Origin of the sequence: [Leptolyngbya] sp. PCC 7376, assembly GCF_000316605.1 — a bacterium.
In the GTDB taxonomy this organism is placed as follows: domain Bacteria; phylum Cyanobacteriota; class Cyanobacteriia; order Cyanobacteriales; family MRBY01; genus MRBY01.
Map to the genome: position 1 here is coordinate 83,643 of NC_019683.1, position 22,199 is coordinate 105,841.

At 42.8% G+C, this 22,199-nt stretch carries 22 protein-coding genes and 2 pseudogenes; 11 read left to right on the top strand and 13 right to left on the bottom strand.

Translation table 11 applies throughout. From position 1 onward, the window contains the following. Positions 1-74 precede the first annotated feature (74 nt). Positions 75-933, top strand: a pseudogene (locus LEPTO7376_RS00405) (IS982 family transposase). A 28-nt stretch (positions 934-961) separates the two neighbouring features. On the opposite strand, the pseudogene LEPTO7376_RS00410 reads toward LEPTO7376_RS00405, so the two are convergent. From LEPTO7376_RS00410 to LEPTO7376_RS00450, 9 genes and pseudogenes are all read right to left on the bottom strand, one after another. Continuing rightward, positions 962-1,159, bottom strand: a pseudogene (locus LEPTO7376_RS00410) (IS630 transposase-related protein); the annotation flags it as partial. An 81-nt stretch (positions 1,160-1,240) separates the two neighbouring features. Continuing rightward, the gene (gene pseH / locus LEPTO7376_RS00415) at positions 1,241-1,789 is read right to left on the bottom strand and encodes a UDP-4-amino-4,6-dideoxy-N-acetyl-beta-L-altrosamine N-acetyltransferase (RefSeq protein WP_015132318.1); all 549 of its coding nucleotides are present in this window, start codon (positions 1,787-1,789) and stop codon (positions 1,241-1,243) included. Continuing rightward, positions 1,782-2,891, bottom strand: a complete 1,110-nt coding sequence (pseG, locus tag LEPTO7376_RS00420) for a UDP-2,4-diacetamido-2,4,6-trideoxy-beta-L-altropyranose hydrolase (protein ID WP_015132319.1) — start codon at positions 2,889-2,891, stop codon at positions 1,782-1,784. The genes pseH and pseG overlap by 8 nt, the downstream gene beginning before the upstream one ends. A 200-nt stretch (positions 2,892-3,091) precedes the next feature. Further along, on the bottom strand, positions 3,092-3,793 hold the full coding sequence (pseF, locus tag LEPTO7376_RS00425; RefSeq protein ID WP_015132320.1) for a pseudaminic acid cytidylyltransferase: 702 nt from the start codon (positions 3,791-3,793) through the stop codon (positions 3,092-3,094). 20 nt (positions 3,794-3,813) lie between these two features. Continuing rightward, complete coding sequence (gene pseC, locus LEPTO7376_RS00430; protein WP_015132321.1) at positions 3,814-4,983, bottom strand: UDP-4-amino-4,6-dideoxy-N-acetyl-beta-L-altrosamine transaminase; 1,170 nt, start codon at positions 4,981-4,983, stop codon at positions 3,814-3,816. Positions 4,984-4,986: 3 nt separating this feature from the next. Continuing rightward, on the bottom strand, positions 4,987-5,919 hold the full coding sequence (locus tag LEPTO7376_RS00435; RefSeq protein ID WP_015132322.1) for a methyltransferase domain-containing protein: 933 nt from the start codon (positions 5,917-5,919) through the stop codon (positions 4,987-4,989). A gap of 19 nt (positions 5,920-5,938) precedes the next feature. Further along, positions 5,939-6,955, bottom strand: a complete 1,017-nt coding sequence (pseB, locus tag LEPTO7376_RS00440; protein ID WP_015132323.1) for a UDP-N-acetylglucosamine 4,6-dehydratase (inverting) — start codon at positions 6,953-6,955, stop codon at positions 5,939-5,941. Positions 6,956-7,426: 471 nt separating this feature from the next. Beyond that, a complete protein-coding gene (psb32, locus tag LEPTO7376_RS00445) occupies positions 7,427-8,125 on the bottom strand; it encodes a photosystem II repair protein Psb32 (RefSeq protein WP_015132324.1) in 699 nt (232 codons plus the stop codon). 294 nt (positions 8,126-8,419) lie between these two features. Beyond that, positions 8,420-8,905 carry a photosystem I reaction center subunit XI gene (locus LEPTO7376_RS00450; RefSeq protein WP_015132325.1) on the bottom strand — a complete coding sequence of 162 codons (486 nt, stop codon included), beginning with the start codon at positions 8,903-8,905 and terminating at the stop codon, positions 8,420-8,422. 256 nt (positions 8,906-9,161) lie between these two features. Here LEPTO7376_RS00450 and LEPTO7376_RS28570 point away from each other — a divergent pair, with 256 nt between their 5' ends. The 7 genes from LEPTO7376_RS28570 to LEPTO7376_RS00480 all read left to right on the top strand — a co-directional run bounded on the left by LEPTO7376_RS28570 (position 9,162) and on the right by LEPTO7376_RS00480 (position 16,709). Beyond that, positions 9,162-9,275, top strand: coding sequence for a photosystem I reaction center subunit VIII (locus LEPTO7376_RS28570; RefSeq protein WP_015132326.1), 114 nt, complete (start codon positions 9,162-9,164; stop codon positions 9,273-9,275). Positions 9,276-9,414: 139 nt separating this feature from the next. After that, positions 9,415-9,912 carry a phosphohistidine phosphatase SixA gene (gene sixA, locus LEPTO7376_RS00455; RefSeq protein ID WP_015132327.1) on the top strand — a complete coding sequence of 166 codons (498 nt, stop codon included), beginning with the start codon at positions 9,415-9,417 and terminating at the stop codon, positions 9,910-9,912. Positions 9,913-9,998: 86 nt separating this feature from the next. Then, positions 9,999-11,141, top strand: coding sequence for a citrate synthase (locus tag LEPTO7376_RS00460; RefSeq protein WP_015132328.1), 1,143 nt, complete (start codon positions 9,999-10,001; stop codon positions 11,139-11,141). 4 nt (positions 11,142-11,145) lie between these two features. Beyond that, a complete protein-coding gene (locus LEPTO7376_RS00465) occupies positions 11,146-11,754 on the top strand; it encodes a hypothetical protein (protein WP_015132329.1) in 609 nt (202 codons plus the stop codon). A 3-nt stretch (positions 11,755-11,757) separates the two neighbouring features. Further along, positions 11,758-12,678, top strand: a complete 921-nt coding sequence (locus tag LEPTO7376_RS00470) for an NAD(+) kinase (RefSeq protein ID WP_015132330.1) — start codon at positions 11,758-11,760, stop codon at positions 12,676-12,678. Between the two features lie 52 nt (positions 12,679-12,730). Beyond that, positions 12,731-15,721 (top strand): UPF0182 family protein, encoded by a 2,991-nt coding sequence (locus LEPTO7376_RS00475; RefSeq protein WP_015132331.1) that lies wholly within the window; start codon positions 12,731-12,733, stop codon positions 15,719-15,721. A 142-nt stretch (positions 15,722-15,863) separates the two neighbouring features. Further along, on the top strand, positions 15,864-16,709 hold the full coding sequence (locus LEPTO7376_RS00480) for an HAD family hydrolase (protein WP_015132332.1): 846 nt from the start codon (positions 15,864-15,866) through the stop codon (positions 16,707-16,709). 24 nt (positions 16,710-16,733) lie between these two features. On the opposite strand, the gene aroA is transcribed toward LEPTO7376_RS00480, so the two are convergent. Then, on the bottom strand, positions 16,734-18,074 hold the full coding sequence (gene aroA / locus LEPTO7376_RS00485) for a 3-phosphoshikimate 1-carboxyvinyltransferase (RefSeq protein WP_015132333.1): 1,341 nt from the start codon (positions 18,072-18,074) through the stop codon (positions 16,734-16,736). A 209-nt stretch (positions 18,075-18,283) separates the two neighbouring features. Between aroA and LEPTO7376_RS28195 the strand changes: the two genes are divergently transcribed. From LEPTO7376_RS28195 to LEPTO7376_RS00495, 3 genes are all read left to right on the top strand, one after another. Then, on the top strand, positions 18,284-18,409 hold the full coding sequence (locus tag LEPTO7376_RS28195) for a hypothetical protein (protein WP_264308947.1): 126 nt from the start codon (positions 18,284-18,286) through the stop codon (positions 18,407-18,409). Continuing rightward, positions 18,393-19,691 carry a DUF4912 domain-containing protein gene (locus LEPTO7376_RS00490; RefSeq protein ID WP_015132334.1) on the top strand — a complete coding sequence of 433 codons (1,299 nt, stop codon included), beginning with the start codon at positions 18,393-18,395 and terminating at the stop codon, positions 19,689-19,691. The genes LEPTO7376_RS28195 and LEPTO7376_RS00490 overlap by 17 nt, the downstream gene beginning before the upstream one ends. A 125-nt stretch (positions 19,692-19,816) precedes the next feature. Then, positions 19,817-20,434 carry a class I SAM-dependent methyltransferase gene (locus LEPTO7376_RS00495; protein WP_015132335.1) on the top strand — a complete coding sequence of 206 codons (618 nt, stop codon included), beginning with the start codon at positions 19,817-19,819 and terminating at the stop codon, positions 20,432-20,434. Positions 20,435-20,476: 42 nt separating this feature from the next. On the opposite strand, the gene LEPTO7376_RS00500 is transcribed toward LEPTO7376_RS00495, so the two are convergent. The 3 genes from LEPTO7376_RS00500 to LEPTO7376_RS00510 form a co-directional block, all read right to left on the bottom strand. Then, positions 20,477-20,851, bottom strand: a complete 375-nt coding sequence (locus tag LEPTO7376_RS00500; protein ID WP_015132336.1) for a hypothetical protein — start codon at positions 20,849-20,851, stop codon at positions 20,477-20,479. A gap of 21 nt (positions 20,852-20,872) precedes the next feature. Then, positions 20,873-21,307: a hypothetical protein gene (locus LEPTO7376_RS00505; RefSeq protein WP_015132337.1), complete on the bottom strand. Its 435-nt coding sequence runs from the start codon at positions 21,305-21,307 to the stop codon at positions 20,873-20,875. A gap of 115 nt (positions 21,308-21,422) precedes the next feature. After that, on the bottom strand, positions 21,423-22,136 hold the full coding sequence (locus LEPTO7376_RS00510) for a phycobilisome rod-core linker polypeptide (RefSeq protein ID WP_015132338.1): 714 nt from the start codon (positions 22,134-22,136) through the stop codon (positions 21,423-21,425). Positions 22,137-22,199: the final 63 nt, after the last annotated feature.

Sequence of the window (22,199 nt, forward strand, 5' to 3'; positions counted from 1 at the left end):
GTGAGTTCGGATAAGGAAGAAAAAGGAGAAAGTGCATATTGTGGAAGTTGATAAACAGCCCACCATCTTCTCCCATGACCAGTCTAGAATCTTTGTTCTGCTCTGTTGATGATTTCTGCCAAGTCTTTGAACCTCAATGGCAACAGCAACAGATGGCTTCAAAACAAAAACGGGCGGCGGCGCCCCAGAAGTCTGAGCTTGAGTGAGATAATGACTATACTTATTGCCTTTCATCAATCCCACTATCGTAATTTCAAGTATTTCTATCTCATTAATGTGCGTCACCATTGGCGTAGAGCTTTTCCCACAGCAGTGAGTTACCAACGTTTTGTGGAGTGGATGCCTTCAGTGTTAGTTCCTCTATGCATTTATCTACAGCACTGTTATGGTCAATGCACTGGTATTAGTTTCATTGATGCCACCAGTATCAAGGTTTGCCATAATCGCCGTATCTCTCAACATCGCGTTTTTGAAGGTCATGCTGCTCGAGGTAAAACATCTGTTGGTTGGTTCTTTGGCTTCAAGCTGCATCTAGTAATCAATGACCGTGGCGAGTTACTCCAAGTGAAAGTCACCCCCGGCAACACTGATGACCGCAAGCCAGTGCTGGAACTATTGCAGAATTTATTTGGCAAGGTTTTTGCAGATAAAGGCTATACCTCTCAACCTCTGGCACAGCATTTACAAGAAGAGCATGATGTGACGTTGATGGCTAAGCCTCGGCGCAATATGAAGAATCACTTGATGCTTTGGCATGACAAAATCCTTGCCCGTAAGCGAGCTTTAATTGAGACGGTCATTGACCAGCTGAAGAATATTTCTCAGATTGAGCACTCTAGACATCGTAGTCCAGTGAACTTCTGTGTTAACTTGCTTTACGGGCTCATTGCCTACTGCCATCAGCCTAAGACACCTTCTCTCCAACTCAATTAGAGTCTCATTTCCTTATCCAGAACTCACGTTCATTAAGTTTCGCTTGAGGACCTCGACGGTAATTTGTCTTCGGAGCAACTGAACCAATTTTCTCTCGTCGTTTCAGCCAGAGGTCTAGAGTATTTCGGCTAATACCAAAGAAGCGACAGATGTCACTTTCTCGTTCACCTTTATCGAAGACAGCAAAAACTTTTAGGTGTAAATCAAGACTATGGGGAGTAGGCATGGAATCCATTTTATTGTTTCTATCCTAATTCTGTCTTAATCAACTCCTTGCTTGCTATAAGTTTGCTGATGCTAACATAAATCATGAAAAATATTTATTGATAATCATTACTCTATTTTTGAGCCAATGTTCGCGAAATAAAGCCATGAGGGTGACATCTTCAAATTTTCCTTGTTTTAAAATATGGGATTTATAGACTCCTTCTTCAACAAAACCAAAACGCTTATGCATTTTAGTTACTGATGTATTGAAACTGAAAATTTCACAACATAATTTCCTCAAGGAAAGCGTTTCAAATGCAAACTCTAAGGCTAAAAATTCCATGACGAATCCTGAGCCTTTTGGGATATCTGCTTCTCCGAGGTAGAAACCCCAATCGCTTTTTTCGTTTCTTTGATCGATGTTTGTAAAACAAACTAGTCCTGCTGGTTTATAGTTAGATTCGAAAACCAAGTAATACATGTCATTATCATCGAGCATTATATTAAACCATAGATCATGCTCTTCTTTTGAAATAGGATGATCTGTATACATATATTTTCTGACTTCTTCTTGATTTCTCCATCTGAAAACCTGCTCTTTATCTGTTATGTTAATTGGACGCAAATAGAATTTGTTTAGATCAAACATTGTTTAATTCACTAAAAGAACTAGGCTTAGAACTGTATAATTTTTGCGTAATTGCTGAACTCCCTAATCCAGCAATCAGCTGGCTAGATCGGAAAGAAAGCTCAAGTAAAAGACTTCTTTTTTCTATAGCTTCCCTGATCTTTTTTCTTAACTCTAATGCGTCTATATGACTAGATAAGCCTGCATATAAAATCGCTCTAGATTGATCCAGGAATTTGCAAGTTGAGAGCTGATTATTAGCAACGCTAATTACGATTGTAGGCAGCCCTAAACAACATCTTTCCCATGTTGTTGTGCCTCCCGCACCAATCGCCAAATCAGCTTGAGCCATCAAATCAGCTAAGTGAGGACGTGAACCATAGATACTTACCTTACCTCGTTTATTGGCTTGTATTTCTAATTGCCTCCGATTAGAGTTTGTCATGCCAATGACAACGTCGAGATTAATATGGGTGAATTCTGGACTCGATAGTGCGGCGATCGCCATCCCTGTCATATTGTCAGCATCAGTTCCTCCAAAAAAGATGAAAATACGTTTAACTTCCCCCGTGCGAGGTTTCAATCTTTTACGATACTCTGCATACTCAGGATGCAATAGAGCATATCGACACCCAACCAAAACAAAACAATGTTCTGGTACTAATCCTTGATAGCGAGTTTCGCCTTCTATATTTTCATTCTGATCTAGTAATCCTTCACAATCATGGGGACGATTCGCTAGATCATCAATGACAAATATTTTATTAACGTAGGGGCGTAACTTCCGTTCCCAAATTTGGTCTAAACCATAATGGTCAACAATTAGCCAATCTGCTTTGATCTGACCTAAAGCCTCAATAGTCTCAGCTGCATCCGTTTCCTGAGAAACCCCGAGCCAAGCTTGATAATCGTCACTCTGTTTTTCTGGTTTAGGAGGGGCTGGTAAGAGAGTGACAGGAAATGCCGATTGACTTAGGCATTCGCTTATATGTCCAGAATGTTCTCGACATATAAATCTAACTTCTGCACCATTGCGGCGTAATTCTTCTGCTAAAGTTCGACAGCGAATAAGATGTCCTGAGCCTATTTGCTGCGATGAGTCAACACGAATGACAATGTTCATAAAATTTGTAGCCTCAACATAAATATTTCTGCTGCTTCGATTGCTACTGTTGTGCTATTTCAAAAATTGAGAGATTACAAGTTTTCTGGTAAGTCTGATTAGGAAGATATTCTAGATTTTTTATCATAAGCCTTTGGCATTTTCGTTCATCATTAGCCAAGCATTTCATCAATCCGAGTGAGCTGCTAATGACTAAAATATTACTTTGTTTTGTTTCTTCGTTGCATCACATCCCACATCAATTCAGCTTGTCGCCAATCTTCCTCTGTATCAATGTCCACAACACGATCTCGCGGAATAAAGACAGGAATAGAGTGTCGTTCAAAAAGACGTTTCTGTTCAAGCCAAGCTTGAGGCAGCCCCCAGTAAAATTGTCCGGCATCATGGAGAGCTGTAGGTAAATCCTGAGACCGCTTGCTGAAGTGCTCCGGAAAAAACATTTTGACTCCTCCTTCTTTCGTTTGTTGAAAAGATCGAAAAATAGGCGAAGCAAACTCAGTCACAGCAAAAGAATAAAACCATTTATCTGATTTTAGAGCTTTCCAGCCAGCTACTAAATCATCAACCTCCACAAAAGGAGTCGTGGCATATAAACAACATACGGCTTCTAGCTTCCAACCTTGGGCGATCGCCCATTCCGTTCCATGAGCAATAACTTCTGTTGTTCCGGCAAAATCATTTGCCAACTCAGCAGGGCGCTCGAAGGGAGTACAGGCTCCCCATTGGCGAGCAATAGCTGCAATTTCTATGTCATCTGTAGACACAATAATATGGTCAAATAATTGTGATTCTCTTGCAATCTGAATTGCATGAGCAATCATTGGTTTTCCCGCAAAATTACGGATGTTTTTTCGAGGAATTCTTTTACTTCCTCCCCTAGCTGGAATAATAGAGATTTTCATAAATCTAATAGCATTATCTATTAATTTAATAACACTTTAGATAATTGCTCACACACATAGTCTTGTGAAGATTCCTGTAAATCAAAATATAAAGGCAAACTAATTGCCTCTTGGTAATAAGACTCTGACTGTAAAAATTGCTTTTTCTTAAAGTTGAATTGTTGATAAAAAGGCTGATAATATATAGGTATATAATGTAAATTTATGCCGATATTTAATGAGCGTAATTCCTCAAAAATTTGGCGGTGAGTTTTTGAGATTTTCTCTAAATACAACCGAATAATATATAAATGCCAACTTGAATTTGTATCTGCCTGTTGTTCTGGTAATTGAATAGGTAAGTCTTTTAATATTTGATTGTATCTTCCGGCTAGCGACCTCCTTTTTTCCACAAATTCATCTAATCGCTTCATTTGACTCACACCTAAAGCCGCTTGAATATCAGTGATACGATAATTGAAACCGAGTTCAAGCTGTTGATAATACCAAGGTCCATGGGAAGAGTCTGTCATCAAGTCTGGGGCTCGAGTAATGCCATGGGAGCGTAGCCGAATTAATTTTTGATATAAATCTTGGCGGTTAGTAATAACGATTCCCCCTTCACCAGTTGTTATGATTTTTACTGGATGGAAGCTAAATACCGCCATATCTGAGAATTCACAGCACCCAATTGGTTTTCTCTTATATTCCCCACCAATAGCATGAGATGCATCTTCCAAAACTTGAAATCCATACTGTTGTGAAAGCTGATGAATACGATTCATCTCACAGGATTGTCCTGATAGATGTACTGGAATAACTAACTTCGGTAAGTTGTTTTCTTTTTTTGCTTGAAACAGCTTTTTTTCTAATTCATCAACACTTAAATTATAAGTTTTTGAGTTAATGTCTACGAAATCAACTGTCGCTCCACAATACAAGCCACAATTTGCAGAAGCAACAAAAGTGATCGGCGAAGTCCAAAAATAATCCCCTATCCCTAGGCCTGCGGCGAGACAAGCGATATGTAAACCAGCTGTCGCACTAGATACCGCAACTGCATATTTTGCTCCACAATAATTGGCAACTGTTTGTTCAAATCTCTTAATCGTTGGGCCTTGGGTTAACCAATCAGATTGCAAGACATCGACCACAGCATCAATATCTTCTTGGTTAATATTTTGTTTGCCATAGGGAATATAAAAACTCATTGTTTAATCAGCTGATAGGCCAGTTGCAAGAATTGAATTCTCTGGTCTCAAACAAGGAATGCCAGTGAGTATTGGATATGCAAGTCCAGATTTTGGACAATAAAAATAATTGTTCCGCTGTTCTAGAGGAAATAAAGTAACTGGATCGACCCAAAATAATGAATCTTTTACTGTTTGACTGTCTGTGATTTCAATATCAAATAGGTATGTGGGATTTAATGGATTTCCTGTATTTTCTATTTTAATGATATTCTGTAGTATGCCGCCAGCTTGTTCAATACAAGTAGGTAAGTTTTTGATATAACCATGACTACTCATGCGAGCCTGTCCTTGAACCGTTGCTCCTTCAAAATAAGGCTCAAATAAAAGAACTCTTTTTTTAGCAATCCGGAAAATACTTTTAAGAGCTTCTAGCTCTTTTCCACCATTTGGTTCAATTGAATGAGAGGTATACACTAAGTCCACAGAGTTGTCTCTGAGAGGGATGTGGAATAAGTCAGCCACAAAGATATTGAGCGGTATATCGAAAGGATAGAGTTTAAGTGATTCTTCCCAAAAAGATTTAGCTACTTGAATTCTGCTAAAAGAGATATCGAAACCAATAATCTTAGATGGCTTTTTAATCAGATTTTGAATAACCCCAAATGTAGTGGTTGCTTCTCCACAACCTACTTCTAATAGCGAATCTTCTTCCAAAAAAGGCTCTATATGTTTCGCGATTTCTTCACAGTAAGCATGATTTTGTGATGGGTTTTTCTTGATGTGTTGAACGTAACTACCCGCTTGCAAATCATATGCTATTTCAATGATTTCTGGACTGTTCTCAGATAAGTCTAAAGTCTCTCTCAAAAATTCAGTAATATTACCTTGATTTCGATAAATATTTCTCGCCTCTTCGAGCAAAGAATAATATTGTTTTTTAGTGATTTTTTTCATCTATTTTTATACTTTGTAACTAGGCTATAAAATTAGAATCTACATGCTCTCTAATGAGGCTTCGTAACTCTTCAATAGTTAAAAATGTCTTATTGTCACCGGAATTATAGTTCATGCCCAATGGCACTGGCTTAGCTTCTGTGTGATGGCAATAATCTTCGACGGTATAACGTTCAGTGATAGGAAGTATTGCGTAATATTTACCTAGATCAATTGTTGTATAGGAATCAGAAGCTGTAATCATTTCTTCATGGATCTTTTCTCCTGGACGAATGCCAACATCCACTTGTTCACAATCCGGGGCGATCGCTGTTGCTACATCAGTGATTCGATAGGATGGAATCTTAGGAACAAATATTTCTCCTCCCCAAGCATTGAGGATCGTCCATAGAACCATCTTGACTCCTTCTTCAAGGGAAATATTAAAGCGGGTCATACGTCTGTCTGTAATGGGTAGTTTGCCTTCACTGCGTTTTTTCAGGAAAAAAGGAATTACTGAACCCCGAGAGCCCATAACATTACCATAGCGAACTACACTAAATCGGATATCTCTACCACCACATACATTATTCGCAGCGATAAATAATTTATCTGAGCAAAGTTTGCTTGCTCCATATAAATTCACTGGAGCAGCCGCTTTATCAGTGGAAAGTGCCACTACATTTTTCACTCTGGTATCTAGAGCTGCTTGAATGACATTTTCGGCACCAAGCACATTGGTACGAATACACTCCATCGGATTGTATTCTGCAGTTGGGACCTGTTTAAGAGCAGCTGCATGGACAACAATATCAATTTGTTCAAACGCTCTAGTCAGACGAGATTGATCACGAACATCACCAATGAAATAGCGCAACCCTGGGTATTGCTTAGGTGAAAAAACTTGAGACATTTCAAACTGTTTCAACTCATCCCGGGAATAAATAACTAAACGTTTGATTTCGGGGAATTGTTTAAGGATGGTTGCCACAAATTGTTTGCCAAAAGAGCCTGTACCTCCTGTAATGAGGATAGAACTATTTGTATTGATCTTCATGAATTTCTTCGTTTAAACACTAAAGCTAAGTTTGTATTTACAAGTGAGAAAAATCGCTTTAAGTAAATTCTTTGCTCAGGGAAATATATCCTCTATGTGTAGATCATTAGATATATACAGTAAGAGGATGTCTGAAAAGGGTCTAGTCGTAACTTTTATCGGAATGACCTGAACGAAAAAACAAGTCTTTCAGGCGATCAATCTAGTGGAAATCACACAGTATTTAGCGTACATAAAGACTTTTCAGACATCCTCTAAGATTTTGGTATTGTTGATTTACTTAAACATAATAAATCTGCTTTCTGAGAGCAAGCTCTTAACAAGAAACCAAGATGGATAAGATATGCAAAAGAATCGTAATTAAGTGTTTATTTGTAGATTATTGGATATTGAGCTAATAGGAAGAGAGAAAATTTTTTGTTGAAGTTTTTTCTTCTCTCTCTACCAACTTTGGAATCTGTGCTAAGAAATTTAGCGGACATACCACCAATATGTTCCCATCGGAATTGCTGTTGCTAGTACAAGCAGAACAATTAACCAAATAGTTGAGCTGGTTGTTTTTGTATCTTCTGCTTTTGTAAAGGTGCTTTCGACATTGATTTCCGCAATTTGTGGAGGACCAGGATCTTCCTGTCCTGCAAAGATTGTACCCACTCGTGCTTTAGCATCTAGCAATGCTTGGTTATAGGCACTATTGCGCAGAGGATAACCAACGGTTTGTTCTCCAATGCTTTTAATGATTTCGGAGGAGAAGTCTGTTTTGAGATTTTCTCCGAGGGCGATCGCCACATTATTTGTGAGTACATCGAGGGTGATCACCATTTCATCTGCACCATCAGCCGCATCAGGGAACCACTTTGCAAAAACTTTCTCTGCAAACTCAGACATGGTTTGACCATAATCAAGGCGACGGATAGCAACAAGATGCAAACCTTTACCTGTTGACGCTGCGAGTTCTTCTAGTTCGCGGTTAAGACGACTATCATTTGCACGACTAATCGAATCAGCTTGATCCACTAGCCAGATAGGCTGCTCCGGAGTGGCATAAGGAATATCATAAACACCTGTTGCATGGGCCGGCAGTACCCAGCCGCCAAAAGCTAGCACCATTGATGCCAGCCATAGACCTACCTGTTTCCACTTTTTGGTGGTTTTGGTTTGACTCATCATAATGACTGTTTCTATCTTTCCAAATTATTGCGGAACTTATGATTCTTCAAAAAATATCTGGCGATCGCCTTACTTTCAGACAAAAAAACAGAATGATTGTTTTTCGAAGCAAAAATAAAAATGAATTGTCCCTATTATCTCATCCAGATCGAATCGCCGTGAAAAAGCCCAGCAGAAATCCGCTAGGCTCAGTAAAACAGCAAACTCAATAAAAATAATGATTAACCTAAATAGGCTTATCTAAAGCTCGAATATTTTGACTTAAAAAGAATTAAGCCGCAGATTATCCTAAAACTATGATGACCAAACACCACTAGCGATTTGTACTAGAGGCTCAACAAAAGGTGTGCCGCAGAGGAAGTACGCGAAGAACGCACCACCACAACCGCCGAGTAAGAAACTACTCGCAAACTCACTCCAACCAGAATCTGTTCCGAGATCTTCAGGAGGGTTAGGATTTGTCAAAGTCGCAGCGGGAGTACTAACACCAGCGCTACCGTAAAGGGACAGAGCCACAGTCAAAATAGAAACTAGACCTACTGCCGCTAAAAGACCAGCAATACTTGCGTAGTCGCTGTCCCGTAGAGGACCAAGCACAGCAAAAGGACCATAGACAAAAAAGCCATGGGCCATACCAATCTCCAGACCACGACGTTGCGCCGAGAGACCTTTGCGGTAAGCAGGTAAATTATTTAGAAAAGCTTTAGTAAAAGCAGAAGCATTGACAGGGGTTGCGAGGTTGCCCACTTGGGGGTCGCCACCATGTGTAATAACATCCATTGAACGATTAGATTCCTCTCAAAACAAACAAACTCAGAAGAGCTTTCGTATCTCATATAAATGAATACTTGTAAGGGATTATAAGAGATATTGCGAGGATTACAGGCGTTCTTAGTAAATGGCAACATTAGTTGTATTTAAAGGGTTTTTGCTTATCTTTTGTAAAGAATCGTAATGTCCTTCTGATCTCGAAGCGCCCTAAAGTACCATTCAAAAGTATCTTGATATCCACTTATTTAAATAAGGTAATTTTGATATGACTGGAACATATGCAGCCTCTTTTCTTCCCGCTATGATGGTTCCCATGATGGCTGTTCTTAACTTTGTTGTCTTGGGTCTTCTCTTCAAGTACATCGAGTCTGAAGCATAGGAATTTATTCCATCGCCTTGTCTGAGAATTTCAGAACTATTTTTTAAGTCAAGTTTGAATGATATCCCTGTTGTAATGACTGTTTAGCAATACACGGGGATTTTTTGTTGATGATTTTTAGCCAAGGCCATCATTAACTATGGATTTATATTTATTTCGCCATGGGATTGCTGCGGAGCGTTCTGAGCTGATTCATGATGCGGAACGACCTCTGGTTGCCAAAGGTCAGCGTCGTACTCGGCAAGTTGCAAAGCGGTTGCGGCAAATTGGGGTACAGTTTGATGAGATTGTGACGAGTCCTTTATTGCGTGCCCAGCAGACGGCAGATATTCTTCATGAGGAAAAGCTCGGCGATCGCCCCATTTCCTTCCCGCCTCTAGCACCCACGGGATCATTTGTAGAAGGTCTTGAGTGGTTAAAGGAATGGCAAAATCGCCATCAAGAATTCGCTAATCTTGTCTGTGTTGGACATCAACCGAACCTGGGGAATTGGGCCGAACAACTTCTGTGGGGACAAATGGGCGATCGCCTCGTGGTGAAAAAAGCAGGCATTATAGGCATTCATCTCGACCGTCTGACGAAACCCGCCTCATGTCATGAACTCTTTTTGCTCACATCGCCAAAATGGCTAATATAAGGAAAAATGGGTTAGTTGAGCCACAGGCACTGAGCAGTCAGGCTTATGAAGCCATCTATTATTAAGACCAAGTACAGGTATCGCATATGACAACTGGTTGTGAATTTAAACCCGGTTTGGAAGGGATTCCTGCCGCCCAATCCAGTATCAGTTTTGTTGACGGTAAACAGGGTATCCTTGAATATCGGGGCATCCGCATCGAAGAACTTGCCAAAAAAAGCTCTTTCCTAGAAGTTGCTTACCTCCTCATCTGGAACAAATTACCGACCGACAGCGAGCTTGAACAATTTAAGTCTGATATTTTGAACCATCGACGGATTAAGTACCGGATTAGGGACATGATGAAATGTTTTCCTGAGACGGGACATCCGATGGATGCACTCCAAACCTCTGCGGCGGCTTTAGGTTTATTTTATTCGAGACGTGCCCTTGATAAACCCGACTATATTTACGATGCAGTCGTTCGTCTACTGGCAAAGATTCCGACCATGGTCGCTGCATTTAACCTCATGCGCGAGGGAAACGATCCAGTGCAGCCAAATGACAGTTTGGACTATGCGGCAAATTTTCTGTACATGATGACAGAGAAACGTCCCCATGACTATCAATCAAAAATTTTTGATACTTGTCTAACGCTCCATGCGGAACACACGATGAATGCCTCGACATTCTCCGCGATGGTGACAGCCTCGACATTAACTGATCCTTATGCGGTAATGGCTTCGGCTGTGGGCACATTAGCAGGGCCGCTTCATGGTGGTGCGAATGAAGAAGTGTTACTGATGCTCGAACAGATTGGCTCCATTGATAATGTGCAGTCCTATGTCGATGAATGTGTGGCAAATAAGCAAAAAATTATGGGCTTTGGTCACCGTGTTTATAAGGTGAAAGATCCCCGCGCGGTCATTCTGCAAGGTTTAGCAGAGCAGTTGTTTGAGCTAGAGGGTGAAGATCCTTACTACAAAGTTGCTTTAGAGCTCGAAAAAGTTGTTGAGGCGAAATACGGTCAAAAGGGTATTTATGCCAATGTCGATTTCTACTCTGGTTTGGTGTACCGGAAATTAGGAATTCCGAGTGATTTATTTACGCCTTTGTTTGCGATCGCCCGAGTAGCTGGTTGGTTAGCGCACTGGAAAGAGCAGCTTGGTGTGAATCGTATTTTCCGTCCCACGCAGCAATATACGGGTGTCCATGATCAGCCCTATATTCCTCTAGAAGAGCGGATGTAAGCTGATGAAGAACGGTGTTTCTTTTCAGTGGGTTGCGGCTGTCGCTCTAGTTGGAAGTCTTTGGGGTTGTGCTGGAAGTATGAGTCCTCCTGATTCTTCTTTGGCGATCGCCCCTAATGAGCAATGGCAAATTTTGCAGAATGAAGGCATTCAGCTAGAAATTCCACCAGGGTTTGTGGCGGGTGTGCCTGGACTCCAGCTGGAAGAGTTACAGGCAAGTTTGGTTGCTGGAGGATTTGATGATCGTACAGATTGGTTAGCGCAAAACGCAGAAAAGATTGATTTGTTAGCGTTTCAGAAAAGTGGCGATCAACTTGCGACCCTTAATGTTGTTCGTGCTGGGCGATCGCCAGAAGAAACATTAGAAAACTATTTAGATCAACAGGTCTCAAGGCTCGAAGCAGCAGGGATTGTGGTTGAGTCACAGATAGTTGAGAGAGACGGCAAGGTTGGAGAGTTGCGTCTGACTGGAACAGACCAACAGCAAATAATTTATGTCTATCCCAGCACTGAAGACTTTTGGGTTCTCACCTATAGTGGTGGTGAGTCGCTCGCAGAAAACACAATTGAGCGCATCAGTTATAGCGTCGAGATTCTCACTGAGTCAGAATAAATTGTGAAATTAGGTCAAGTCATCATCGCCTATAAGGCAGGCAATAGCCTCGCAAAAACATGGGCGCAACGATGTGCATTGGAGCTTGAAGCCCTTGACTGTAAGGTTTTGATGGGGCCGAGTGGTTTCAAAGATAATCCCTATCCTGTTTTTCTGGCCTCTGTCACCAAACCCATTGATCTCGCAATTGTGCTCGGTGGTGATGGCACTGTGTTGGCCGCAGCGCGACATTTATCCGTTGAAGGGATTCCCATTTTGGCGGTGAATGTGGGTGGGCATTTGGGTTTTTTAACGGAGCCAATTGAGCAAATTCAAGATAGTGAAAAGCTTTGGGAACGCTTACAAACTGATGTGTATGCTGTACAGCAACGGATGATGCTCGAAGCGTCAATTTGCGAAGGCGATCGCCACGACCCTGAGATTGTTAGTGAGCCATATTTTGCATTGAATGAAATGTGTGTAAAACCGGCTGCCGTAGACCGGATGCCCACAGCGGTATTCGAGATGGAAGCGGATAATACCATCGTTGACCAATATCATGGTGATGGTTTATTAGTGGCTACTTCGACTGGTTCAACTTGTTATACAGCCTCTGCTAATGGCCCGATTATGCACCCTGGTTTGGAGGCGATCGCCGTCACACCAATTTGTCCGTTGAGCTTATCCAGTCGGCCGATTGTGTTACCTGCGGGAACAAGCGTCGATATTTGGCCATTGGGTCCCTATGAACTGAATAATAAATTATGGGCTGATGGGTCATTGGGTACATCGATTTGGCCAGGGCAGTGGGTCAATATTCGTAAAGCGCGCTGCTATTGCAAATTTATTGTGCTGCGAAAAAGCTATTCTTTTTACCGGACTATCCGTGAAAAGCTTCAATGGCAAGGATCTCGCATTCACCACAATGCAAATGACCATAATTAATCGCAAAAAATCTTCCAACAGAAATTCCCCTTAAGTCGATAGAATCGGCAACATGGGAAAAAAACGGTCACTCTTCATTTATTTGGGTCTCTCCTTAGCCGTAATTTGGGGACTCTCCGGTCTGCTGTCGACTTTTTTTGCAGAAAAATTTTGGTTCGATGAAATCGGCTACCAAACCGTTTTCGTGAAACAAGTGTTTACTCGACTGGGCTTATGGAGCTTAGGTTTTGTCAGTTCTCTCGGTTTTCTCTGGGTCAATTATCGAGTGGTTGATCGTCAGGACTGGAAAGAGCGACCGGATCAATCGGGAGATGATCGTCTCGAAAATGTTCCCCGTCTCCCGATGAAATGGTGGCAACGAATCCTGCCGCAACCGATTCCCTACCACACAAAAATTCCTGAGTCTCCCACAATTGGCTTCCGTTGGCTACTGTTGTTGATGCTGGGTTTTGGGCTACTGATTGTCTTGATTTTGTTCCATTATGGCTCTGTCGTTTGGGAAACGAGACAACTCGATTTGAGTTTGCCACTGATTACACCAGCATTGCCCGACCCCTTGGCTCTCGTTTCTGTTCGGTCAATTTTTACGATGCTCGAACAGCAATTTTGGCGCATTGGGATTGCAGGGTTTTTATTTGCGATGATGCTCTGGCGGCGGTGGTGGGCTTTGCGGGCGATCGCCGTAATTCTGAGCCTCTGTTTTGGTATTGTCCTTTCTAGTAATTGGGTACGGGTGCTCCAAGGGTGGTCGGCGACTCCATTTGGACAAGTAGACCCAATTTATGGGCAAGACATTAGTTTTTTTGTGTTTACTCTGCCCCTATGGCAAATCCTCGATTTTTGGTTTGAGGGATTATTTCTCTACAGTCTGATCAGTGTCACCCTCAGTTATCTGCTTTCTGGTAATAGCTTTTCCCAGGGCAAATTCCCTGGTTTTAGTCCCGCCCAACTGCGCCATCTGAATTTCCTCTCAGGTCTCTTATTTTTAGCGGTGGCTGGTCGCCATTGGCTGATGCGCTATGAGTTGCTCTACTCCAAACTCGGGGTGGTTTACGGTGCCAGCTATACCAATATCAAGGTTGAACAGCATACCGAAGAGATCCTCACGCTGATGGCTGTGGCGATCGCCGTGTGGTGTTTGGTGCAATTTTGGCGTTACCCTTACCGCCGAACTGTGTCGATCCGTCGTCGACAACCTCAAGTCTTAAAAGGTGTGGTTCTCTATATCTGTGTGATGGTCGCGGCACTTTTGTTGAAAACCGGTACCCAGCAATTGATAGTGCAGCCAAACGAATTGGTACGGGAAATCCCTTACCTCGAACATAGTATTAAATATACTCGCGATGCCTTTGGCCTAGATCAGATCGAATCCAAAACCTTTAATCCCGAAGGCCAACTCACTGCTGCCGATATCGATAAAAATCACCTCACCATCGATAATATTCGGCTTTGGGATACTCGCCCTGTTCTCCAAACCAACCGTCAATTGCAACAAATTCGACTGTATTATCGTTTTTCTGACGCAGATATTGATCGCTACACTCTCCGTTTAGAACCAGAGATGCCTCTTGCTAAAGAACAATTGATTATGGCGCCCCGCGAACTCGATTATGAGGCGGTGCCAGAGCAAGCAAAAACTTGGGTAAATGAACATCTCGTTTATACCCATGGTTATGGTTTTACCGTTAGTCCGGTGAACAAAGCGGAAGAGACAGGCTTGCCGCAATATTATGTGCAGGATATTGGGGTTGGTGAGGATGCAGAAGCTGGAAATTTAACGACTCTCACGCCGGAAATCCGTGATGCGATTCCCATCGGACAGCCACGTATTTATTACGGTGAGCTGACAAATACGTATGTGATGACTTCCACGAAGCTCCAAGAATTGGATTATCCGAGTGGTGAAGATAATCGTTACAACACCTATGATGGCAAGGGCGGCATTACGTTTGGCAATCCGTTTAAACGCCTTTTATTTGCGCGCTATCTCAAGGATTGGCGGATTTTATTCTCAAATGATCTAATCCCAGATACTAAGTTGCTCATGCGTCGCAATATTAATGAGCGGGTACGGGCGATCGCCCCATTTTTGTATTTTGACCGTGATCCCTACCTGGTGAGTGCAGATGTAGGAGAGACCAATAAACTGGGCGACAAAAATTATTTGTACTGGATTCTCGATGCTTACACCACAAGTGATCATTATCCCTATTCAGATCCGGGGGAGAACCGTTTTAATTACATTCGCAACTCAGTCAAAGTTGTAATCAATGCTTATAACGGCAACGTGAATTTCTATGTGGCGGATGCGAGCGATCCGATGATTCGCACTTGGCAAAAAGTCTTTCCGAGTCTCTATCGACCTCTTGCTGATTTACCGGAAGCATTGCGTGATCATTTGCGCTATCCCAAGGATCTCTTTAGCGTTCAGTCGGAAAGACTTCTCACTTATCACATGCGCGATCCACAGGTTTTCTATAACCGCGAGGATCAATGGGAGATCCCCAAAGAAACCTATGGTAATGAATCTCAGGCTATTTCTCCCTATTACCTGATTATGCGTTTGCCAACCGCAGAATCGGAAGAATTTATTCTGTTGCATCCCTACACACCCACCAGTCGTCCAAACTTGATTGCATGGTTAGCGGGACGTTCTGACGGTGATCAATATGGAAAATTATTGCTCTACCAATTCCCAAAACAAAAGCTGATTTATGGCCCTGATCAAATCGAAGCACTGATTAAACAAGACCCGATTATCTCTCAACAAATATCTCTTTGGGATCGAGAAGGTTCGAGAGCTGTACAGGGAAATTTACTTGTGATTCCGATTGAGCAATCGCTACTTTATGTAGAACCTTTATACCTTGAAGCAGATGAGAATAGTGTGCCAACTTTAGCGCGCGTTATCGTCGTTTATGACAATCAAATTGTGATGGAAAAAACACTCCAAGAAGCACTCAATGTCGTTTTCCGGGATGCTGGAGATGATGTGCCTGCAGCTACTATTCCCAGCACAATTGACCCGAATGCTTTTCTTTAAATCTGTCGAGAACATAAATTCAAGAAAAAATGAGTAAGCCTGAGTATTTCCTACTATGCAGCCTGATTCGACTTAGTAGCGAAGGTTAAACTGTAGAAATAAGGCTTTTTCTCCTCAAAAATTCATCAATACAGTAGACATTATGCGAGAAACTATCGCTGTCATTTTCGATTTTGACGATACCCTTGCGCCAGATAGTACTTCAGGTTTATTACAGAAATTAGGGGTGGATGTTGAACTGTTTTGGCGTGATGAAGTCGAACCATTGATTCGTGATGACTGGGATCCAGTGCCAGCCTATCTTGTGAAAATGATCCAAAAATCTCGCAATGGTGAAGTCCCCACAATCACAAAAAAAGTATTGCAAGATTGGGGGAAAGAATTACCGCTTCATACTGGAGTGAACTCTATTTTTCAGCGGATTCGTGACCACGCGAAAAAGATTAACCCACGTCTTTCTATTGAGTTTTATTTGATTAGTAGTGGCATCGAAGATGTCCTTCATCACACAGAAATTGCCCATGAATTCCATGATATTTGGGCGTCAAATTTTTCCTATGACGAAAACGAGGCGATCGCCTACCCGAAGAAAGTGGTGAGCTTTACCGATAAAACTCGTTATATTTTTCACATTAAAAAAGGCTTATCGGCGGATGCGGTGCGAGGCAAACCCTTTGAAGTTAATCGAAAAATACCTTCGGGGCGATCGCGTATCCCTTTGAATCAAATGATTTTTGTGGGGGATGGCTATACCGATATTCCTTGTTTTTCTCTCGTGCGAAAAGGTGGAGGGATTGCGATAGGAGTTTACGATAATGAACGGCGCGATCGCTGGGGAAGGGCATGGGGTTTTGTGGAAGATGGTCGTGTCTCAAATCTTGTCCCGGCAAACTTTGAGGAAAAACGTGCTTTATCTAATTCGCTGCTAATGGCAGTGGAAAGCCTTGCCCAAAAGATTTCGCTTCAGGGCAATATTTACCAAGGCTAGAGTCTCAGAATTAGGCATCAAAATTTAAGCAATCTGACATACATCTTTGAGAGTATCGACAAAGGTTGGGTAGGAAATCGATGCAGCTTCAGCTCGATGAATCTTAGTTTCACTCTTCGCATTCAGCGCGGCGATCGCCAAACTCATGGCAATGCGGTGGTCGGTATAACTATCCATTTCTGCACCATTTAATGTGGCACCACCCGTAATTTCTAAACCATCGGGATGCTCGATAATATTTGCGCCCATCTTGCCGAGTTCTGCTGCCATTACTGCGAGGCGATCGCTCTCCTTTACCCTTAGCTCTTCGGCATCTTTGATAATTGTGGTTCCCTCTGCAAAGCAAGCCGCCACTGCCAAAATTGGTACTTCATCAATTAGACGCGGAATAATTTCGCCACCAATAGTGCAACCTTTAAGTTGAGAATATTTCACCCGCAAATCTGCCACAGGTTCACCTGCTACTTCACGAGAATTCTCAAGAGTCATATCTGCCCCCATCAATTGCATCGCTTCGATAATGCCTGTACGAGTTGGGTTAACGCCGACATTTTGAATCAGTAAATCTGAATCAGGCACGATTGCTGACGCTACCATCCAGAATGCCGCTGAACTAATATCTCCCGGCACAACCACCTTTTGGCCAACTAATGTTGGATGAGGCTCAAGCGTCACGCTATTCGTTTCGGAGTCAATCTCTAAATTTGCGCCAAATGCCCGCAACATTCTTTCACTATGATCGCGAGAAAGAGCAGGCTCCGTTACTGTTGTTTTGCCTTCTGCCAACAAACCTGCTAATAAAACACATGATTTCACCTGGGCTGAGGCTATAGGCGAATGGTAATGAATTCCTTTAAGTTGCGTACCTTTAATACCGAGGGGAGCGAGTGACCCACCTTTCTTTCCCCAAATCTGAGCGCCCATCTCTTGTAAAGGTTTAACCACACGGGACATGGGCCGGGATCGTAATGAGCCATCACCAGTGACCGCAAAGAATCGATCCGAGGATGAAGCTAGTAAACCCATCATTAACCGCATCGTTGTCCCGGAATTTCCGGCATCTAATACATTGTCCGGTTCCTGAAGATTACCTAAACCCACGCCTTTTACTCGTACTTCCGTGGAATTGAGCTCTGAAATTTCTGCACCCATCGCTGAAAAACAAGCTGCTGTACTCCGAGGATCTTCTCCTAAAAGTAATCCTTCGATGACTGTCTCCCCTTCGGCGATCGCCCCCAACATGAGTGCACGGTGAGAAATCGATTTATCACCAGGAATAGTGACTGTTCCTTGAAGGCTCAAGCCAGACTGAGGCGGTGTAATTACAAGCTGCTGATGGGAAGAAACTTCGTCGAGACGGATCATGTTGGCCTTGTACTGAAATGAGCGATGTCATATTACCGAATTTCACCAAGTATTGACTATTCACGATGATAAATATTGTGATCTCACAACACTTTTCGTTGAGTACAAACACTCAAATGAACTCAAAAGTTAAAATCTCATGACTTAAAAAATGTCTGAAATGAAGGTTTTGCGTTGAATGTCAGGGATATATGATAATTGGGAGATCCATGACTCTCGTTCTTTGTTACAACATTTGTAAGCAGGCGATCGCCGTGCGTCGAAGTCAAACTATGCGTCATCGACATTCAATCCGAAGCGCAACGGAGGAGCAACCAAATGACCATCGCAAATAGCAATGGATTCGAAGATAACTTCGAAGAAATGACCCTAAGGCAGCTACGTAAAGTAGCAAGCAAGCTTGGCATTAGTCGCTATAGCCGCATGCGTAAGGATCAACTTCTTGCAGAAGTTAAACAAAAAGCGAACTACACGAGCCCTAGCCCAGTAGCCGCGAAAGCAATCACAGAAGAAACTGTTAATCCCGTTAATCGTGAAGAGGAGGAAACCCTAGTGGAAGCCGCAAAATTTGAGCTTGGTCAAGACAATCCTGTTGAAACAGATTTAGCAACAGCTGATGAAGATCTTGGTGATCTTCCTGGTGGTTATGGTCAAAGCCGCATCGTTTTGCTTCCCCGTGACCCTCAATGGGCTTACGCTTACTGGGACATCCCCAACGATCACAAGCAATACCTCCGCAATCAAGGTGGTCAACAAATCGCATTGCGCCTCTATGACGTAACCGACATTGACATTAACCATCAATCGCCCCACAACGTGCAGGAATATCTCTGTGATGAGATGGCTCGTGAATGGTATTTCCCCATCCCCGTGAGTGATCGCGATTACATTCTTGATATTGGTTACCGCTGTGCTGATGGCCGCTGGTTAAGCCTTGCGAAATCTACAACTATCCGTGTACCGCCCGTTTACCCCAGTGACTGGGTAGAAGACGTTTTTGTCACCGTAAATTGGGACGAAGATCTTAAAGGCAAGACGGTTTACAATCTCGTTCCCCCTGCGAAGAAGCAAGCTGAGGAAGCAGCGGCAGCAGCGGCAGCATCCAAGAAAAACGCTATCTACGACGAAATCTTTGGTGATATGTCGTCTCTCGAAGGACGTCACATAGCAGGTTCGATGCAGCATGTTGCTGGTTCTGTTCCTCCCCAAGAATCCATCAGTTCCTATGTCTTCCCTTCTGGCATGGGTATGTGGGCTGTGCCAAACGTTTCTGGTCTCAGCAACGTCTCTGGTCTCAATATGTCTGGTGCTGGTTTTGCGTCTATGCCTCCTGCACGTCCCCGGAAGTTCTGGTTGGTTGCAGATGCTGAACTCATCGTTTACGGTGCGACTGAGCCTGATGCAGAAGTCACAATTGGTGGTCAGCCTATTAAGCTCAACCCCGATGGTACTTTCCGCTTCCAAATGTCTTTCCAAGACGGCAACATCGATTACCCAATCGTTGCAGTGGCGGCAGATGGTGAGCAAACTCGTTCTATCCACATGACCTTCGACAGAGAAACACCTTCTCGCAATACCAATACGAAGGAAGAAGCAATGGATGAGTGGTTTGTATAAAATCTCAAAGGTCTAAATTTTAATTAAAAAGGTCTATTTTCTCCTCAGTTCTCTGGGGAGTTTTTTTTGACTACAGATACGATGATGGATAAGTCGTAAGCAATATTGAGTGGGATTTTTGGATGATGGGCGATCGCCTCTTTTTTGATAGAAAACAAACTTTTTTTGACCGCTGGGCCCCAAACTACGACATCATTTTCACGACACCGTTTTATCAGGCTGTCCACAAAAGAATGTTGGAATATACTGATTTTCCAGTGGATGGTCATGTTCTCGATCTGGGATGTGGCACAGGGAAATTATTTAAACGGTTGGGTAAGCTTTATCCGGAGTTGACGGGAGTGGGTCTCGATTTATCGCCTGAGATGTTGCGGCAAGCGAGAGAGAAAAATCTGTGGGGCGATCGCCTAACCTTCAAACAAGGCAACGCAGAATCCCAACCCTTTGAAGAGAATACGTTTGATGCAGCTTTCAATACTATTAGCTTTCTCCACTATCCAAATCCTCAAAAGGTCTTAGAAGAAATCGCCCGTGTTCTTAAACCTGGTGGCAAATTCTATTTAGCGGACTATGCCAAAGGTGAATTATTTCAAGGCAGCGGAACTCCTTTCTCCCCAGGCGGCATTCGATTTTATTCTCGCCAAGAACGCACTGAAATGGGTAATATCGCAGGGCTTGAAACGGTCTCCCATGAATATTTAATGTTTGGCGTATTGCTGACAGTCTGGCAAAAACCTCAGTAAAGCAGTAATTGTCATGGCAGAGAGCTGAAGATTAAGGAAGACTCAATCTTCAGGTAAAGGAAATCGCACCTGAAAAATATTGCCATCACAATCATGGCCATCGCAAACAGTATGCGACTGAAATTGCCACTCTGCTGTCACGGCATTGAGGGAACCACCACGTTTTAGCGCTCGTGCTCTGACCCTTTCGAGCGGCACATTAATAAAAAAGACAGGTTTAATCGCAACATTAATGCGTTGTGTACCAGAGATATCCTGAAATCTTCGGGGAGCCTGGAGAATGACTAATTCCATTTGATCATTCGCCAAACGTATATGGCCGTCATTTTGATCGGCGATCGCCAAGCGGAAAACAAATTTATAAAATTTCGCTAATCGTTTGAAATTGTGAGAGTAAAGTACTAAGCCTAGATTCATTCTTTTTCGTAACTACAATAATTAAGCGATCGCCGCAGTCTGTGTCATTTGCCATACCAGCGTTACTCGGCCATAACGCGGATCGATTTCTAAGGGCATGAGTTGTACTTGCAATGCAGGACGATCACCGGTGACAGTCACTGTATAAGTGGCGCTTTCACCAAGATTTAACTGGCTGCTATATTGAAAAATTTCAGTTCGTTCAATCGGTAATAAAAAGTCTGCGGCATCATAGAGTACTGCTTGGTTTTGAAACGAAAATTGACCATCATGGGTCAAAATAGCAGCGGGCTCAGCAAGGCGATCGCACCATCGCACTGCTAGAAACCAACGCGCCTCAGAAATACGTGGAAAGACTTTGTCTGGACGGGGATGTTCTAAAACACGGTAACCTCCCTGAACCGATAAAATTGTACCGCCTAAAAAACCGCAAACTACGGCGATAGGTTGGCTCATAGTTGAATTTCACTCGCAAAATTGACGTACGAAAAAATAAGAAAAGCGATCGCCGATTTGAGCATACCTTTACTGGAATAAGGCGATCGCAGAAAACTTGAAAACTAGGCTCTAACTACACTGAAATGATAAGAACCACTGTGGTTAATAACAATGCCGTTGCAGCTGCCGAAACACCGACTAAAGCACGACGATAGATCTCCGTACTACGATCAATTGGGCCACGACTGATTGGCCGCAATTGACCTGTTAGATAAAGCTGATCGAGGTGGTTGCTGTCATAGCGAGCCATCCGAGCAAAAGGTAATTCCCCGCTTTCATGTTGCGGTAAAACCCGACGGCGTTGGTAGGGAATTGTATCTTCACCAAAAGCCTCTAAATATTCATCTGTTGAGAGCAGCGCATCAACAAAGCCCTGGATCCCTTTAGTTGCCAGCACAATTGACCAAGATAATTTCTCTTGCTCGTTATAAACAGCTCGACCCAACACCCGCTGGATACAGATCTCTGCAAAACGATAGTTACTATTGGTATCGAAATTTAGGTGGCGAAATGAATCTGATAAAAGGAGACAACGAATAAAATCACGCATCGTAATTTGCCGATTACGTAGCTGCGATTCGAGTTCCCTTTGTCTAGTGATTTTGAGCAGTTGTTGCTCGTTGAAAATTTGACGATAAGCAACCCGAATCATGTTGTCCAGTTCTGCATTGGAGGGTGAGGTTTCGAGTGTGTATTGGATCGGCTGTTCTTCGCCGCACTGCTTATCAAAACTTTTGACCCTGTGATTTCGACTTGTGGGATTGTATGCCAGTGTAGGAATAGTCATGGGAAAAATGTGAATGTCTAAAAAGTTCAAGTAAAAGAAAGTGGCTGTAGAGACAAAGTTGCC